A 15,927-nucleotide genomic window follows, 5' to 3' on the forward strand; every position below is an offset into this window, starting at 1 on the left:
AGGCGTGAGCACCACCCCTTCGATCGCTGCCGACGCCCTGCGCCGGGCCGGAGTCCGTGATGTCCTGGCCGATGGCACGAACCGCGCCGCGTACTCGACCGACGCCTCGCTGTACCGCTTGATGCCGACGGCGGTCGTGCGTCCGCACGATCGGGACGAGGTGCTCGCGACCTTGTCAGTCTGTCGTGAGCTCGGGCTCCCGGTCGTGGCAAGGGGAGCGGGCACGTCCTGTGCCGGCAACGCGATCAGCAGCGGGGTCGTGCTTGATTTCTCGCGGCATATGAACACGTTGCTGTCCCTGGACGCGGAGGCAGGTATTGCCGTCGTCCAGCCGGGTATCGTCCATGCAGCCCTGCAACGACAGGCGCTCGCTGCCGGGTGGCGGTACGGTCCTGATCCCTCGTCGCACACCCGCTGCACGATCGGCGGCATGATCGGCAACAACGCGTGCGGATCGAGGGCATTGGGCTACGGCAAGACCTCGAACAACCTGCTCGCGCTCGAGTCGGCGCTCGCCGACGGCACCGTGCTGCGAACGTCCGTGGGTGCTCTTCGCAGCGCTGTGTCGGCGTCCGCGCCGGTGCTCGGCGAACTGGACGCGCTGGTCGGCTCCTCGCTGGCGCTGATCCGACAGGAGTTCGGCCGATTCGGACGTCAGGTGTCCGGGTACGCGATGCAGGAACTGTTGCCGGAGAACGGTTTCGACGTCACACGGTTCCTTTCCGGGTCGGAGGCGACGCTGGCCATCGCGACCGAGGCAACCGTCCGACTGGTGAAGGAACCCGGACGGCGCGTGTTGATCGTGCTCGGCTACGCCGACATCTACGACGCCGGCGATGCCGCGGCCGGGCTGTTGCCGTTCGCGCCGATCGCCGTCGAGGGGATGGACCGCCGGATCGTCGACGTCCTCGCCGCCCGACGCGGACCGGCCGCGGTACCGCCGCTGCCGCGCGGAGACGGCTGGCTGTTCGTCGAGTTGGCCGGTGAGGACGACGGGGAACTGCAGCGTCAGGCCGAACTCGTTGTGGCACAAGGGTCCTGCCTCGATTCGATGATCGTCACTGATCCCGTCGTTTCTGCCTCGCTCTGGCGGGTGCGTGAGGACGGCGCCGGACTGTCCGGACGCTCACCGCGGGATCTGCCGGCCCATGCCGGCTGGGAGGATGCAGCCGTTCCGCCGGCGGAACTCGGTCCGTACCTGCGCGAGTTCGACGACCTGCTGGTCGAGCACGATCTTTCCGGGCTTCCGTACGGTCACTTCGGTGACGGGTGCCTGCACATTCGGATCGACTTCCCGTTGGCCGCGCCGGGAGGGACATCCCGGTTCGGTGACTTCCTGGACGCGTCGGCCGAGCTCGTCGCGAAGTACGGCGGTTCGCTGTCCGGGGAGCACGGGGACGGCCGTGCACGCAGCGGACTACTGCCGCACATGTACTCACCGCAGGCCATCGAACTGTTCGCTCGGGTCAAGCAGATCTTCGACCCCGACGGTCTGCTCAACCCCGGAGTGCTCGTCGACCCAGATGCTCCGACCGAACACCTGCGCATCCCTGCGGCGAGGAAGCCCGCGGTGCCGCTCGCGCTGCGCTACCCGCATGACGGCGGCGACTTCGCGCAAGCGGTCCACCGCTGTACCGGCGTCGGTAAGTGCCGCGCCGACAACAGCGGCACGCACGGAGTCATGTGCCCCTCCTACCTCGCCACCGGCGAGGAGAAGGACTCCACGCGAGGCCGCGCCCGTGTCCTGCAGGAGATGCTCAACGGAGAACTCGTCAGCGGCTGGGACGCGCCCGAGGTGCACGACGCTCTCGACTTGTGCCTGTCGTGCAAGGGCTGCCTGTCCGACTGCCCGACCGGCATCGACATGGCCTCCTACAAGTCCGAGGTGCTGCACCAGACGTACAAGGGCAAGCGACGTCCGGCGTCGCACTACTCGTTGGGCCGTCTGCCGCAGTGGGTTCGCCTGAGCCGCAAGACTTCTCGTCTTGCTTCGACGCTGAGTGGCGTGGGTGACAGGTTCGCGTTCGCCAAGAAGCTGGCCGGCGTCGACCCCCGTCGCTCCATCCCGCGATTGGCACCGCGCACCTTCCGTGCCTGGTGTCGCGACAACGGTGTGCCGCTGTTCGATGCGGCGAACGTCGAACCCGGCCAGGTCGTTCTTCTGGTCGATACCTTCACCGACTACTTCGCGCCCGACACCGGAGCGGCTGCGGTCCGGGTTCTGCGTGCCGCTGGTGCGCAACCGGTCATCATCGAGCGGGACGGATGCTGTGGGCTGACACTGATCAGCACCGGCCAGCTGGATGAGGCGAAGGAGACCCTCGGCAGTTCCATTGATGAGCTGGATCTCGCTGCAGCACAAGGGCTTTCGATCGTGGGTCTCGAGCCGTCATGCACGGCGGTGTACCGGAGCGATGCCCACGAACTCATCGGCGGCGAGGCGTCCGACCGGGTGGCGGGCGCGGTTCTCACGTTGGCGGAGTTCCTGTCGTCGTTGCCCGACTGGCGTGCACCGGACCTGTCCGGTCGCGCGATCATCGCCCAGCCGCACTGCCACCATCACGCGGTCATGACCTGGTCACCCGATGCGCAGTTGCTCAAGGCTGCCGGAGCCGACGTCCGGCGACTGTCGGGTTGCTGCGGTCTTGCCGGCAATTTCGGTGTGGAGCAAGGGCATTACGAGGTATCGGTCAAGATCGCGGAGCAACAGCTGCTCCCTGCGCTCGAAGCTTCACCTGACGCCGTCCTGCTCGCTGACGGTTTCTCCTGCCGGACCCAGGCCGATGACCTCGCCGATCGCAAGGGTCTTCACCTGGCACAGATCCTCGACCAAGCGCTCTGAGGGCCGGGCACCTCGGCGATCGAGCAGCAGCGGGTCAGCGGCTCGCTTCGTGCACCATGATCGCCGCCTGGACGCGGTTGCCGGCGTCGAGTTTGGCCAGGATGCGCGAGACGTGGGCCTTCACGGTGGGGACGCTCATGTAGAGATCGGCCGCGATGTCGGCATTGGACAACCCGCGGCTGATCAGGACCGCAACTTCGTGCTCGCGATCGGTGAGTCGCTCCAGGCGGGCGGCGTTCGCGGGGTTGTCGGGCGTGGATGCAGTGACCCGGTCGACCAGTTGCCGGGTGACGCTGGGGGAGAGCACCGGCTCGCCCTCGCAGACCGCCTTGACCGCGCCGACGAGACGCTCGGGTCGCGAGTCCTTCAGCAGGAAGCCGCCGGCACCGGCGCGCAATGCCTGCACCACGAGGTCGTCGGCGTCGAACGTGGTCAGGACGATGACGTGTGGCGCGTCGTCCGCCGCACGCAGCGTCGCGGTGGCGTTGATGCCGTCCATCACCGGCATCCGGATGTCCATGAGTACGACGTCCGGCTTACAGTCGCGGGCGATATCGAGCCCGGCAGCACCGTCGGTCGCCTCACCCACCACCTCGATGTCGGGCGCGCCGCCGAGGATCATCCGCAGCCCGGCGCGCACCAGAGCGTCGTCGTCGACCAGCAGTACCCGGATCACACGCCGACCTTCTCACTGTCGCGCAGCATGGGCAGCACCGCCTTCACGACGAACCGCTCCGATCGGTCGATGCCGTAGTGCAGCGAGCCGCCCGCAAGTTCCACCCTCTCGGTGAGTCCCAACAGACCCAGTCCTGATTCCGGCAGACCGGTCTCCTGTCGGGTGACGGGGTTGCTCGTGCGGATGCGTAGGCTTACCTCGTCGCGATCGATGTCGATCGTGATCGGGACCCCACGCGCGTGCTTGCGTCGGTTGGTCAACACCTCCTGCACGACCCGGAAACCACTGCGAGACAACGATTCCGGGATGTCGTCAAGGTCCCCATGGATGACGAGATCAATCGGTCCGTCGCCGGTCGGGGTGTCCTGCACGAGAGCCTGGACGGCGGACAGATTGGGCTGTGGCGGTTCGATGCCCACGTTCTCGGCGTCGCGCAGGACGCCCAACACCTCGCGCAGCTCGGTCAGCGCAATCTGCGAGTTGTCGCGGATGATCTCTGCGGCCTCGCGCACCTGCTGTTCGGACAATCCGGTGCGATAAGCGAGCGCGCCGGAATGCATGGCCACCAGCGAGATCCGGTGAGCCAGGACGTCGTGCATCTCGCGGGCGATGCGGCTGCGTTCACCTAGTCGGGCTTGCTGGACGCGTGATTTCTCCTGTTCGCCCGCGGCCTGGACTTGGCGACGTAGGTTGGCGACCAACTCCCGGCGGGCGCCGATCGCGACGCCGACAGCCACACAGAAGGCCGTGCTCAGGAGCGACATGATGACGGAACTCATGATGTCGGCGGTGGAGCGCTGCGGCATGGGGTGCAGCAGTTCGTAGACGACCTGGCCGCCCAGCCACCCGATGGATGCGACCACGATCTCCGCCCACCGGCGGCGGGTGCTCAACGAGATGAAGGCGATCGCCGCAGGAGGCACCGCTGCGACCGCCACCGACGACAGCACGATCGTCGAGGCACAGATCGCGATCGGCCGGCGACGCCGGAAGAACAGCAGGCCCAGGGAGGCGAGGCCAGCCCCGATCTCGACGATCCACCAACGCGACTCGGCTTCGTAGCCGGGGTAGTTGCTGGTGGCGAGCACCAGCACGAGCACGACGCTCAGGATCGTCGCCGAGCCGAAGCGCCATGCCTCGCCCCAGGCGTGCCTCAAGCGTCCCGACGAATGCGCCGGTGCCTGCGGTGCGGAGGGACGAAGAGCTGCGGTCATCGCTCCAGCGTAGGCAGTGGCGGGGCAGGCCAATATCCGTCCCTGGTCGCAGCCGACCCCCTACGAAAGTCGCACCAGGTGCATCCCCGAGGCCGATGCGCCGGCGTCCTCGGACGCGAAGGATGGTCACCATGATCGAAGTCAACGGATTGACCAGAACCTACGGAGCGCATCGCGCCGTGGACGACGTGACCTTCCGGGCCGAGCCCGGCCGGGTCACCGGCTTCCTCGGTCCGAACGGTGCCGGCAAGTCCACCTGCATGCGGATGATGGTCGGGCTGACACCACCCACCGCCGGTACTGCGACCATTCTCGAGCGGCAGTACACCGCGCTGCCGAACCCGGGCCGCCACGTGGGGGTGTTGCTCGATGCGTCGGCCCAGCACCCGGGGCGCACCGGACGTGAGGTACTTACTCTCGGCGCTCGCACGATGGGTCTGCCGAAGGGGCGGGTCGACGAACTGCTCGAAGTCGTTGGCCTCACCCCCGTCGAGGCGAAGCGTCAGGTGCGCAACTACTCGCTCGGCATGCGCCAGCGGCTGGGGATCGCCCATGCGCTGCTCGGTGACCCCAAGGTGCTGATCCTGGACGAGCCGGCCAACGGACTCGACCCGGCGGGCATTCGCTGGATGCGCAGTCTGCTGCGTGGCTTCGCGGACGAGGGCGGCACCGTGCTGCTGTCCTCACACCTGTTGCACGAGATCGAGGTGATCGCGGACGACCTCGTGGTCATCGGCCGCGGTCGCATCGTGGCACAGGGGGCCAAGCAGGAACTGCTCGCTACAGCAGGCACTTCGGTCACCAGCACCGACAACCAGCGCCTGGGTGAAGCTCTTGCCGGACAAGGCGTTTCGGTGACCGCTGTGGGGCAGAAGCTGCGCGTCGACGCGGAACCGATCGTTGTGGGCAAGGTTGCGCTGCAGCACCAGATCGTCCTGACCGAACTCACCAGTGCCGGCGCCGCCGGGCTCGAGGACATGTTCCTCCAACTCACCGCGGGCGACGCCCGAGAAGGGGTCGCAGCATGAGCAACGCCACCACCGACCAGCACCTCGACAAGGCACTGTCGGGTGTCCGGCTGCCGTCTCGCCTCGATCCGGGCGAGGTATCCCGAGTGCCGTTCATGCGCCTGGTCTCCGTCGAACTGCGCAAGCTCATCGACACCCGCAGCGGGCGCTGGCTGCTCATCGGCATCGCGTTGGTGACGGCCGTCGTTGTCGCGATCCTCGCGTTCACCGGTAAGGCGGACACGAACAAGGACTTCGGCAACTTCCTCGGTGCGACGATCATTCCGCAGAGCTTCCTCCTGCCGATCCTCGGCATCATGGCCGTCACCACCGAATGGTCGCAGCGCACCGGGCTGGTGACTTTCACCCTCGAACCCAAGCGGGCACGGGTCGCCGTCTCGAAGCTGCTGGCAGTCCTCATCGCCGGCTTCGCCATCGTCGCACTCGGTGCGCTCATGGCTGCGGGCTTCACGCTGCTCACCGACGTGGTGCGAGGCTCCGACCCGTCGTGGTCGGTCTCGTGGCAGGTGGTCGTCGGCATCCTGGTCGCGCAGTTGATCAATGTCGGTATGGGTTTCGCGTTCGGTGCGCTCATCCAGAACACCCCCGGCGCGATCGTCACCTACCTGTTCCTGCCGATCGTCTGGTCGATGGTCGCCTCCGTCTCCTGGATGCGCACGGTCGGTGAGTGGGCCGACACCGGCCAGACTCTGCAGCCGCTGTTCGATGCGCAGATGCAAGGTGACGACTGGGCCAAGCTTGCCGTCTCCGTGCTCATCTGGCTGGTACTGCCGCTGACCCTCGGCATCTGGCGGATGGTGCGCAGCGAGGTCAAGAGCTCCTGAGCTCGCGAGTGCCACGGGTCCTGTCGCTCTTCAGGGGGAGCGACAGGGCCCCGTTCGCATGAAGTTAGGCTCACCTTATGTCTGATCGTCCGCGCCGCGTCCCGAAGTCCGTCACCGTCGTCCGCACCGAGCAAGTGGCACCGCAACTCGTCCGGGTGGTCGTTACCGGGGACGATCTGGCGCAGATCGGGGAACTGGAGTTCACCGACCACTACGTGAAGTTGCTCTTCCCGCCGGCGGGCGCCGACTACGCGTGGCCGTTCGATCCCGAACTCATTCGCGAGGAACGTCCGCGCGAGCAGTGGCCGGTGACCCGCACCTACACGATCCGCTGGTTCGACCCGAGCACCCGTCATCTGGCGCTCGACTTCGTCGTTCACGGGGACGCCGGCATCGCCGGGCCGTGGGCCGCGCGCGTGCAGCCGGGGGATCAGATCGGATTCATGGGTCCGGGCGGTGCGTGGGCGCCGGGCCCGGGCGCCGACGTCCACCTGTTGATCGGTGACGAGTCAGCGCAGCCGGCCATCGCCGCCGCCATCGAACGACTTCCCGCCGGAGCTTCGGCGAAGGTCTTCGTCGAGGTTCGCGACGTCGATTCGCACATCCCGATGCCGGCCGGGGAGGGTGTCGAGATCGCCTGGGTGCACCGGGAGGAGGAGCGTCTCGGCCACGGGCACAGTCTCGCTGCTGCGGTGCGTCGTGCCGACTGGCCGGATGGTGAGGTGCACGCGTTCGTCCACGGCAACGCCGACATGATCAAGGACCTGCGCAAGTATCTGTTCATCGAACGGGGCCTGCCGCGTGACCAGGTTTCGATCTCCGGTTACTGGCGTACCGGGGAGGACGAGAACGCCTGGCAGGCGGGCAAGCGTGAATTCGTCGAGCAACTCGAGGCCGAGGAGTCCGCGCTCGAAGAGGCACACTGACCCGGCGACGGATCAGAGGCCTTCGGTGTCCCGGTAGGTCTGTAGGAGTCCGGGTTCGGTGGTGTAGGTGCGGCCGGTGGGTGTGGTCCAGGTGCACACGCCGGCGGTGTTCATGACCACCTGCCAGCCGCTTTGTTTCATTTTGTGGTGGTGTCGGCACAGGCATTGCAGGTTGGTGTCGGTGGTGGGTCCGCCGCGTTGGTAGGCGGTGACGTGGTCGGTGTCGGTGAACACTGCGTGCCGGGCACACCCGGGTGCTCGGCAGTGTTGATCGCGGGCTTGGATCCTGCGGCGCATCGTCTCGGGTGGTCGGTACGCCTGTGAGGTGTCCTGGTGGATGAGTTCGCCGGTGAGTGGGTTGAATTCGACCCCGGTGGTGGTGGTCGTGGTGGCGTTCTGGATGAGTGCTTCGATCCCGTACCCGGACAGTGCGCCGACGCGGTGATGGATTCCTAACGCAGTGCTGTTCGTGACGCTGTTCGCCCCGCAGTTCTTGGCGTTGCGTTTGCTGGTGAACAGTCCGAGTGCTTCGCCGCGGGTCACGGTCTTCTTGGATGACCTCCCCTTGCTGGGACCGGGTGTGTCACCGCCGGTGCCGCCGGGACCGTTCCCGCCACCGCCGGGGTTGCCGCCTGGGTTGCCGCCTAAGCGGCCGTCGTCGCCGTCATCGCCACTGTCCTCCTTGCCGCGGTCACGACCGGAATCGCCGTTCCTGTTCGCGTCCGCAGAGTTGTTGCTGCAGCCCTGGCATGCGGTGGGGGTAAGGATCTGAATATCAAGGATGTAGTTCAGGTTGCGGGTGACGATCTCGTACAACGCGTCGGCCCGGTACTCACCCAGGAGTTTCTCGGCAGCGTCTTCACTGGTGTCGGACCGTTTGAGATCGTAGGCGCGTTTCTCGACCAGGTCACAGATCTCCGCGACCTGCGCATCGGGCAGGACCGCGGTGAAGGACGCCAACCCGGGGGTGGGGTGGGGATCGAACCACACCCCGGTCTGCTGCGCCTTCGTCCGCTTGTGGGTCTTGCGGGCGGCAGCCGCCTCGAACCTGGTGACGAGGGTGCGGGTGGAACGGCGTGCGGACGCCGCACCCCGGCAGTGGATCTCGCGTTGAAGGATCGTGTCTTCGATGAGTTCGCAGGTGTCGGGGCGGGCGTCCTGCAGTTCGGTCGCGACCGCGGTCACGGTGTCCAGGTTCGCCACACCAGCAGCCACCTCCGTGAGCAGGACCGGTGTTTTGGTGGCTGCCCACACCGATTTGCGCACCAGCTGCGACGCGGCGATGCAGGACAGGCGCAGTTCGGCCGCGACACCATCAGCAGCGAACTCACCCACATGCCCCGGCTCGTGTTGCACGAAGTCAGTGCAAGTCACGTCGTGAGCGTCCCAGCGTGCGTACTGACTGATCGAGATCGCCCGGACGGCACCGGCGGTGTTCATCACCGAGTGCGCCACCCGGATCGATTCCTCGAACTGCCGGGTCTGTGTCACCCAGTGATCCTCGTCGTCACCCTGGCCGCCATCACCTTGCTCACCGGCCGTCTGTTGGTCGATCCCGCTCAGACCGGTGAGGTCGTCCTGCGTGAAGAACTTGTCGCCGGCTGCGTCCACGGTGAACGGGTCGTCGCTGTTGAGGCGTTCGAACACGTTGTGTGCCAGCAATTGGGCGATGAGCAGTTGGATGGTGGCGGGGTTCGCGCCTGGTACCAGTTCGGGGTGCGATGCCAGTTCGATGGCTGCGTCGACACCGTCTTCGAGCATCACTGCTTCGAGCAGATCGCGCGGGGTGATCGCGTCCTGTCCGAGGGGTTTCGTCGTGGTGTTCGACATGCCTACATCGTACACCTGTTCGAATAGAGTTGGAATGGTGTGACCGGATGAATGTCGTTTGTGGACAACCGAATTGGTTACTCGCGGGTTGTGGAGAACGGGTGGTCGGGTGGCCGTGGATTGTTGCCTTGGTTTCGGCGCGTACGCCCTCGTCCCTCGGGCGTTCGGCTCAACCAGCGGCGCTGCGTACGCCCTCGTTCCTCGGGTGCTCGGCTCAACCGGCGGCGCTGCGTACGCCCTCGTCCCTCGGGTGCTCGGCTCAACCAGCGGCGCTGCGTGCGCCCTCTCCCTAGGACGCGGGCTCAGCGCGCGTGACGGGTGTTCGGTTCAACCGGCGGGGCGAAAACGCCAGTGACTCAGAGACGGGCGTAGATGTACTCGTGGTGCGTGCTGAACCCGAGCGATTCGTAGAGCCCGATGGCCGGTGCGTTGTCGCTGCTCACCTGCAGATACATCGAGCGGACGCCGCGTCGGTCGGCTTCGCGGGCAGCAGCTCCGACGAGGGCCCTCCCGAAGCCCTTGCCGCGAAACGCTTCTGCCACGTGCAGGTCGAAGAGTCCGACCCAGCCGGGGGAGTATGCGAGGCGGGTGTTCGCGCGCGGCGCGGTGTCGGAGAGCGTCAGGTATCGGCCGTCCTCGACCCCGGCGAGAACGCGTGCGGCGACGGTTCGTCGATCGATCGTGCGCGGACTCGCCGCACTCCACCACTGGTCCGTCGGTCGAGTTGTGGCATCGACGGTGACGCCTATTGCGGATCGCGCCAGCGCGATCTCGCGTACCGCCGCGGTCATGACAGCGACCCGCGGCGAGCAACGTCCGCCGCGCCGGTCGATCTCGGCCACCACCGGGTGATCCGATGGATCGAAACCGATTGGGCCGGCGATCTGGAACAACGCAGGCAGTCCGAGGCGGGCGTACCAGTCCACGCAGCGGTCCATCGCGTCCGAAGGCGAGAAGCCTGAATCGCCAACGGCAAGAACGGAATTGGCTCGTCCGGTGAATCCTTCGGCGCTGCGCAGCAGCCAATCGCCGAGATGCTCGCTGGTCAGCGGCGGCAGGCCGTCGACCATCAGTCGTTGCAGGTCGTCGATGGGGACGGTGCGGTGCGGATGACCACGACGTGATGCCTTCGGCGGAATCTCCTTGGCCGCGACGACGTCGGCCCACTCGACACGAACGCGTCCGTGCCGGGAATCGACCTCGATCCCGCTGCCGTCCGCGCAGAGCAGCTCGCCGGTCACGTCGGTGAACACGGCGCCGGTCGGGTCGCTCGGAAGAAGTCGGCGACGGACCGCAACCCTGCGTCCGACACGAACCGGCCAGGGAAGGTGAGACTTAGTACGCTCGTCGCCCATACGGCTTGCATACTAGGTCAGCAGAAAGTGACCAGCCGGTCCATCATCATCAGGAGGACTCCTCATGACGTACGTCATCGCCCAGCCTTGTGTCGACCTCAAGGACAAGGCGTGCATCGAGGAATGCCCCGTCGACTGCATCTACGAAGGTGAACGCAGTCTCTACATCCACCCGGACGAGTGCGTCGACTGTGGTGCCTGCGAGCCCGTCTGCCCGGTCGAGGCCATCTACTACGAGGACGACACCCCCGAGGAGTGGGCCGACTACTACAAGGCCAACGTCGAGTTCTTCGACGACCTCGGCAGCCCCGGCGGCGCGGCGAAGATGGGTCTCATCCCCAAGGACCACCCGCTGATCGCGGCGCTGCCGCCGCAGTCGCACGACGAGTGATCCGGCCGGCGCGTGCCCGTCGATCGTCATCTTCCTGATTTTCCCTGGGACACCCTGGCGCAGGCCAAGGCTGTCGCGAACTCGCATCCGGACGGCATTGTCGACCTCTCGGTCGGCACGCCCGTCGACCCGACCCCCCAGGTCGTCCGTGACGCGTTGATCGCGGCCGCGGATGCGCCCGGCTACCCGCAGGTCTGGGGCACCCCCGATCTGCGCGAGGCGATTTCGGCCTGGTTCGCGCGCCGGCGCAATGCGCCCGGTGTCGACCCCGACGGCGTCATACCGACCATCGGTAGCAAGGAACTCGTCGCTTGGCTGCCGACGATCCTGGGCCTCGGGCCGGGAGATGCTGTCAGTTTTCCCGAGATCGCCTACCCGACGTACGACGTCGGGGCGCGCATCGCCGGAGCGACCCCGGTGCCTGCTCAGTCGACCGTTCAGTTCGGTCCGCGTGCTCCGAAACTGTTGTGGCTCAACACTCCTGGCAACCCGCACGGTCAGGTGTTGCCCATCGATCACCTGGCCAAGGTGGTCCGGTGGGCCCGTGAGCGCGGCGTGATCGTCGCGTCCGACGAGTGCTACGCCGAGTTGGACTGGCGTGACGATGTCGACGACCTCACTACGCCGAGCATCCTGGACGAGCGGGTGTGCGGCGGCGACCACACCGGCCTGTTGTCGGTCTACTCGATGTCCAAGCAGTCGAACATGGCCGGCTACCGGGCGGCGTTCGTCGCCGGTGATCCGGCTCTGGTCAAGAGGCTGGTCGACTTCCGCAAGCACGCCGGGATGATGGCGCCCTGGCCGGTGCAGCGTGCCCTGCTCGCCGCGGTCCAGGACGACGAGCACGTCGCCATCCAGAAGGAGCGCTACCGCTCGCGTCGAAACACCCTTCTCGGCGCACTGCGAGAATCCGGTTGGCGCACAGACCATTCCGAGGCCGGTCTGTACTTGTGGGCGACCAAAGGGCAACCGTGCCGGACGACTGTCGACGAACTCGCCGGCAAGGGAATCCTGGTGGCACCCGGAGACTTCTACGGCGCAGCTGCGTCAGCCCACGTCCGCGTCGCGCTGACCGCCCCCGACGAGCGGATCGAGCAGGCGGCGGCGCGTCTGACCGCCGATTGATCACGGTTGGCCGGTGGGCGGCGGACGCGTTTCACTACGTCTGCAGAACTGTAATTCTTGACACCCGGGGTGCCCCATCTGCCGGTGCAGTGCTGGGGTACCGTCGTCGTCAGGCTCAGCAACCGGCGTCTGCGCCGGATTTTCGCGAGGACGGAAGGCATTTCCCTTATGACTGACACCGCTCCGGCCACCTTCGCTGCGGGTGACAAGAAGCTCGAGTTCGCCGTGATCCCGGCGACCGAGGGCAACGACGGCTACGACATCTCGGCTCTGTTGAAAGAGACCGGCAATGTCACGCTCGACGTCGGATTCGTCAACACCGCATCCTGCAAGTCGGCCATCACCTACATCGACGGCGACGCGGGCATCCTGCGCTACCGCGGCTACCCGATCGATCAGCTGGCCGAGAAGTCGACCTTCCTGGAGACCTCCTACCTGCTGATCTACGGCGAGCTTCCCACCAAGGAAGAGCTCGAGGAGTTCACTGGCAAGATCCAGCGGCACACGATGCTGCACGAGGATCTCAAGGACCTCCTGGCCGCCTTCCCGCGTGACGCGCACCCGATGTCGGTCCTGTCGGCCGCGGTGTCCGCGCTCGGCACCTTCTACCAGGACTCCCTCTCGATCACCGACAAGGAGCAAATCGAGCTGTCGACGATCCGGCTGCTGGCCAAGCTGCCGACCATCGCCGCCTACGCGTTCAAGAAGAGCGCCGGTCAGCCGACGCTCTACCCGGACAACAACCTCGACCTCGTCGAGAACTTCCTGCGTCTGACCTTCGGTTACCCGACCGAGGACTGGACCCCGAACCCGACCGTCACCAAGGCGCTCGACCAGTTGTTCATCCTGCACGCCGACCACGAGCAGAACTGCTCGACCTCCACCGTCCGTCTGGTCGGTTCGGGTCACGCGCACCTGTTCGCCTCGATCTCGGCCGGCATCCACGCGCTGTCCGGCCCGCTGCACGGTGGCGCGAACTCGGCCGTGCTGGAGATGCTCGACACCATCGAGAACGACTTCGGCGGCGACGTCGACAAGTTCGTCGAGAAGGTCAAGAACAAGGAAGACGGCGTGAAGCTCATGGGCTTCGGGCACCGTGTCTACAAGAACTACGACCCGCGTGCGGCCATCGTGAAGAAGGCCGCCGACGAGGTGCTCGAGGCGCTCGGCGTCGAGGACCCGAAGCTGGAGATGGCTCGCCGGCTGGAGGAGATCGCGCTCTCCGACGACTACTTCGTGTCGCGCAAGCTGTACCCGAACGTCGACTTCTACACCGGCATCATCTACAAGGCGATGGGCTTCCCGGCCGAGATGTTCACGGTGCTGTTCGCGATCGGCCGCCTGCCGGGTTGGATCGCCCAGTGGCGCGAGATGGTCGAGGACCCGGCCACCAAGATCGGCCGTCCGCGCCAGATCTACATCGGTGAGACCGAGCGCGACTACCCGTCCGCCTGACCCACACCGAGCGGTTTCAATAACGACCGGATCCCTCTACTACAGCGGTAGTAAAGGGATCCGGTCGTTATTGCGTGCGGGCCCGTCAGAGTTCGAGGGGCATCGGCGACATCGCCACGAAGTTCTGACCGAGGTTGGAGAACGTGCCGTGCAACAGGACGACCGGATTGGGGTGTGCTGGGGTCGGCTTGCAGTTCCACAACCCCGCTCAGTGCAGTTCGATACGCACCGTCGTCGCGGAGGCCGTCGGATTGGTCGCCTTGTCCCACGTCCAGCCGGAGCGGTCGGACGTGCGGTTCCAGGCCCGCCCGCCGACGACGACCGAGCTGATCTGCTCGGACTGCGCATGCGCGACGGCCCAATGGCCGATACCCCACGCCTGTTTCGTGGACTGTGCACGCACCGTGACGTACTTGCCGCTCGGTGTGGCGGTCACCCCGGTCTGCTCGCGAAGCTTCGCGACGACGTCGGTAGGAGAGCCCGGCTCGGTCGGGTCGTCCAGTCGGCAGCCCAACGACTCGGGGAACTTCCCCTCGAAGGAGGTGGCCAGCACTCGACCCTGGGTCTCGTGATCGGCATACGCCTCCGGGTAACCGGAGCGCTGCACATCCTGGGCCACTTCGGTCAACGGCCGGGTCTGCCATTGGTCGACCTTCACCAGAGCGGCGTAGAACCGGCGACTGGCGTACACCGGGTCGAGGATCTGCTCGGCGGTGCCCCAGCCCATGCTCGGACGCTGCTGGAACAGTCCTAGCGAGTCCCGGTCACCGCTGCGCAGATTGCGCAGTTTCGACTCCTGTATCGCGGTGGCGTTCGCGATCTGGCTCGCCCTGGTGGGCAGCCGCAGGACGTCGGTACCGACCATGCTGATCGTGGCCGAGTTGGCCACCTGCTCCGGACTCCACTGGTAGTCGAAGCGGTCGTCACGCACTTTGCAGGAGTTGGATCCGACGGCGTCCTGCACCCGCTGATATCCGTAGAAGCCACCACCGGCGATGAGAGCCAGCAAGCCCAGCGGTAGCAAGCAGCCGAGCGTGCTGGTCAGGCGAGTGCGCCGGTGATCGGACTCGAAGCGCGCGTCGCCGAGGTGAAGGGCGTCCTCATCGTCCCAGTCGCTGTCGGCATCGCCGTAGGGGTCGCCGTAGGGGTCGCCGTAGGAGTCGGCGGAGCCGTTGTGATGCCGGTCGTACAGCTCCGTGGTTTCGTCGCGGCGCCGTTTGCGTCCGAAGATCACGCTCGGGCGCCGGTGGTGTGGTCGCCGCTGTGGGTGTTGGCGTGCAGGGCCTCGTTGAGCTCGATGCCCTTCCCCTCGCGGGCACGGCACTCGACGGTGCCGGTCTCGGAGTTGCGGATGAACAGCATGTTGGATCCGCCGGACAGTTCGCGTGCTTTCACGACCGAACCGTCGGGCATGGTGACCTTGGTGCCGGCGGTGATGTAGAGCCCTGCTTCGACCACGCAGTCGTCGCCGAGCGCGATCCCGATGCCGCTCTCCGCGCCGAGCAGGCAACGCTCGCCGATGCTGACCCGCTCGGTGCCACCGCCGGACAAGGTGCCCATGATCGAGGCGCCGCCGCCGATGTCGGAGCCGTCACCGACCACGACGCCCTGCACGATGCGGCCTTCGACCATGGAGGTGCCCAGGGTGCCGGCATTGAAGTTGCAGAAGCCCTCGTGCATGACCGTGGTGCCCTCGGCCAGGTGCGCACCCAGACGGACGCGGTCCGCGTCGGCGATCCGGACTCCGCTCGGCACCACATAGTCGGTCATCCGCGGGAACTTGTCGACACCGAAGACCTGCACCGGTCCGTCGACCCGCAGGCGCATCCGGACGGTCTCGAAGTTCTCCGGGGCGCAGGGGCCCAGGTTGGTCCATACGACGTTCTGCAGCACGCCGAACAGTCCGTCCAGGTTCATGGAGTTGGGCTGCACGATCCGGTGGGAGAGCAGGTGCAGGCGCAGGTAGGCGTCCGAGGCGTCCTTGGGTGCCTCGTCCAGGTCGATGCTGGTCAGCACCACCTTCGTGCGCACCTGGCGGCGCGGGTCCTCCCGCACCTGGGAGGCCAGCTCGGAAGGTGCACCATACGGATCGTCCGCCGGGGCCTGCCCCAGTCGCGGGGCGGGAAACCAGGTGTCGAGCACCCGGTCGTCGGTGGTGATCGTGGCCAGGCCGTAGCCCCAGGCGTTGCGCTGCTCGGTCATGCCTCAAGGCTAGGTGAGACTCCCCGCGGAGCCCGGTAGCGACCGTCCGACAAGATGTG

General features: G+C 66.7%; 13 protein-coding genes. 7 read left to right on the forward strand and 6 right to left on the reverse strand.

Annotated features, from left to right (window positions below):
• The first annotated feature begins 4 nt into the window (after positions 1-4).
• Positions 5-2,842 carry an FAD-binding and (Fe-S)-binding domain-containing protein gene (locus FB459_RS05695; RefSeq protein WP_141927760.1) on the forward strand — a complete coding sequence of 946 codons (2,838 nt, stop codon included), beginning with the start codon at positions 5-7 and terminating at the stop codon, positions 2,840-2,842.
• A 34-nt stretch (positions 2,843-2,876) separates the two neighbouring features.
• Here FB459_RS05695 and FB459_RS05700 read toward each other — a convergent pair whose 3' ends face one another.
• Positions 2,877-3,518 (reverse strand): response regulator, encoded by a 642-nt coding sequence (locus tag FB459_RS05700; RefSeq protein WP_211345138.1) that lies wholly within the window; start codon positions 3,516-3,518, stop codon positions 2,877-2,879.
• On the reverse strand, positions 3,515-4,732 hold the full coding sequence (locus FB459_RS05705) for a sensor histidine kinase (protein WP_141927761.1): 1,218 nt from the start codon (positions 4,730-4,732) through the stop codon (positions 3,515-3,517). The genes FB459_RS05700 and FB459_RS05705 overlap by 4 nt, the downstream gene beginning before the upstream one ends.
• 131 nt (positions 4,733-4,863) lie before the next feature.
• Here FB459_RS05705 and FB459_RS05710 point away from each other — a divergent pair, with 131 nt between their 5' ends.
• The 3 genes from FB459_RS05710 to FB459_RS05720 all read left to right on the forward strand — a co-directional run bounded on the left by FB459_RS05710 (position 4,864) and on the right by FB459_RS05720 (position 7,510).
• Positions 4,864-5,760 carry an ABC transporter ATP-binding protein gene (locus tag FB459_RS05710; RefSeq protein ID WP_129626230.1) on the forward strand — a complete coding sequence of 299 codons (897 nt, stop codon included), beginning with the start codon at positions 4,864-4,866 and terminating at the stop codon, positions 5,758-5,760.
• A complete protein-coding gene (locus FB459_RS05715) occupies positions 5,757-6,584 on the forward strand; it encodes an ABC transporter permease (RefSeq protein ID WP_141927762.1) in 828 nt (275 codons plus the stop codon). Before FB459_RS05710 ends, FB459_RS05715 begins: the two co-directional genes overlap by 4 nt.
• 77 nt (positions 6,585-6,661) lie before the next feature.
• Positions 6,662-7,510 (forward strand): siderophore-interacting protein, encoded by an 849-nt coding sequence (locus FB459_RS05720; RefSeq protein ID WP_141927763.1) that lies wholly within the window; start codon positions 6,662-6,664, stop codon positions 7,508-7,510.
• A 12-nt stretch (positions 7,511-7,522) separates the two neighbouring features.
• On the opposite strand, the gene FB459_RS05725 is transcribed toward FB459_RS05720, so the two are convergent.
• Both FB459_RS05725 and FB459_RS05730 read right to left on the reverse strand, forming a co-directional pair.
• Positions 7,523-9,340: an HNH endonuclease gene (locus FB459_RS05725; protein ID WP_141927764.1), complete on the reverse strand. Its 1,818-nt coding sequence runs from the start codon at positions 9,338-9,340 to the stop codon at positions 7,523-7,525.
• A 356-nt stretch (positions 9,341-9,696) separates the two neighbouring features.
• On the reverse strand, positions 9,697-10,695 hold the full coding sequence (locus tag FB459_RS05730; protein WP_141927765.1) for a GNAT family N-acetyltransferase: 999 nt from the start codon (positions 10,693-10,695) through the stop codon (positions 9,697-9,699).
• Positions 10,696-10,759: 64 nt separating this feature from the next.
• On the opposite strand from FB459_RS05730, the gene fdxA reads away from it, so the two are divergent.
• The 3 genes from fdxA to FB459_RS05745 all read left to right on the forward strand — a co-directional run bounded on the left by fdxA (position 10,760) and on the right by FB459_RS05745 (position 13,666).
• Entirely contained in the window at positions 10,760-11,086 is a 327-nt protein-coding gene (gene fdxA / locus FB459_RS05735; protein ID WP_129627706.1) for a ferredoxin, read from the forward strand.
• Between the two features lie 12 nt (positions 11,087-11,098).
• On the forward strand, positions 11,099-12,211 hold the full coding sequence (dapC, locus tag FB459_RS05740; protein ID WP_141927766.1) for a succinyldiaminopimelate transaminase: 1,113 nt from the start codon (positions 11,099-11,101) through the stop codon (positions 12,209-12,211).
• Between the two features lie 168 nt (positions 12,212-12,379).
• Positions 12,380-13,666: a citrate synthase gene (locus FB459_RS05745; RefSeq protein WP_141927767.1), complete on the forward strand. Its 1,287-nt coding sequence runs from the start codon at positions 12,380-12,382 to the stop codon at positions 13,664-13,666.
• 208 nt (positions 13,667-13,874) lie between these two features.
• Here the strand turns inward: FB459_RS05745 and FB459_RS17520 are convergent, their stop codons facing one another.
• Positions 13,875-14,900, reverse strand: coding sequence for a hypothetical protein (locus tag FB459_RS17520; protein WP_211345139.1), 1,026 nt, complete (start codon positions 14,898-14,900; stop codon positions 13,875-13,877).
• The gene (gene dapD, locus FB459_RS05755; RefSeq protein WP_129627718.1) at positions 14,897-15,868 is read right to left on the reverse strand and encodes a 2,3,4,5-tetrahydropyridine-2,6-dicarboxylate N-succinyltransferase; all 972 of its coding nucleotides are present in this window, start codon (positions 15,866-15,868) and stop codon (positions 14,897-14,899) included. Before dapD ends, FB459_RS17520 begins: the two co-directional genes overlap by 4 nt.
• Between the last annotated feature and the right edge of the window lie 59 nt (positions 15,869-15,927).

It is taken from the genome of Yimella lutea (assembly GCF_006715095.1).
Lineage (GTDB): Bacteria > Actinomycetota > Actinomycetes > Actinomycetales > Dermatophilaceae > Yimella > Yimella lutea.

What these genes read in the sequence shown, in the direction of transcription:
- FB459_RS05705 (WP_141927761.1), bottom strand. Translation starts at nt 4,732, where the DNA reads ATGACCGCAGCTCTTCGTCCCTCCGCACCGCAGGCACCGGCGCATTCG.
- FB459_RS05710 (WP_129626230.1), top strand. Translation starts at nt 4,864, where the DNA reads ATGATCGAAGTCAACGGATTGACCAGAACCTACGGAGCGCATCGCGCC.
- FB459_RS05715 (WP_141927762.1), top strand. Translation starts at nt 5,757, where the DNA reads ATGAGCAACGCCACCACCGACCAGCACCTCGACAAGGCACTGTCGGGT.
- FB459_RS05720 (WP_141927763.1), top strand. Translation starts at nt 6,662, where the DNA reads ATGTCTGATCGTCCGCGCCGCGTCCCGAAGTCCGTCACCGTCGTCCGC.
- FB459_RS05725 (WP_141927764.1), bottom strand. Translation starts at nt 9,340, where the DNA reads ATGTCGAACACCACGACGAAACCCCTCGGACAGGACGCGATCACCCCG.
- FB459_RS05730 (WP_141927765.1), bottom strand. Translation starts at nt 10,695, where the DNA reads ATGGGCGACGAGCGTACTAAGTCTCACCTTCCCTGGCCGGTTCGTGTC.
- fdxA (WP_129627706.1), top strand. Translation starts at nt 10,760, where the DNA reads ATGACGTACGTCATCGCCCAGCCTTGTGTCGACCTCAAGGACAAGGCG.
- FB459_RS05745 (WP_141927767.1), top strand. Translation starts at nt 12,380, where the DNA reads ATGACTGACACCGCTCCGGCCACCTTCGCTGCGGGTGACAAGAAGCTC.
- dapD (WP_129627718.1), bottom strand. Translation starts at nt 15,868, where the DNA reads ATGACCGAGCAGCGCAACGCCTGGGGCTACGGCCTGGCCACGATCACC.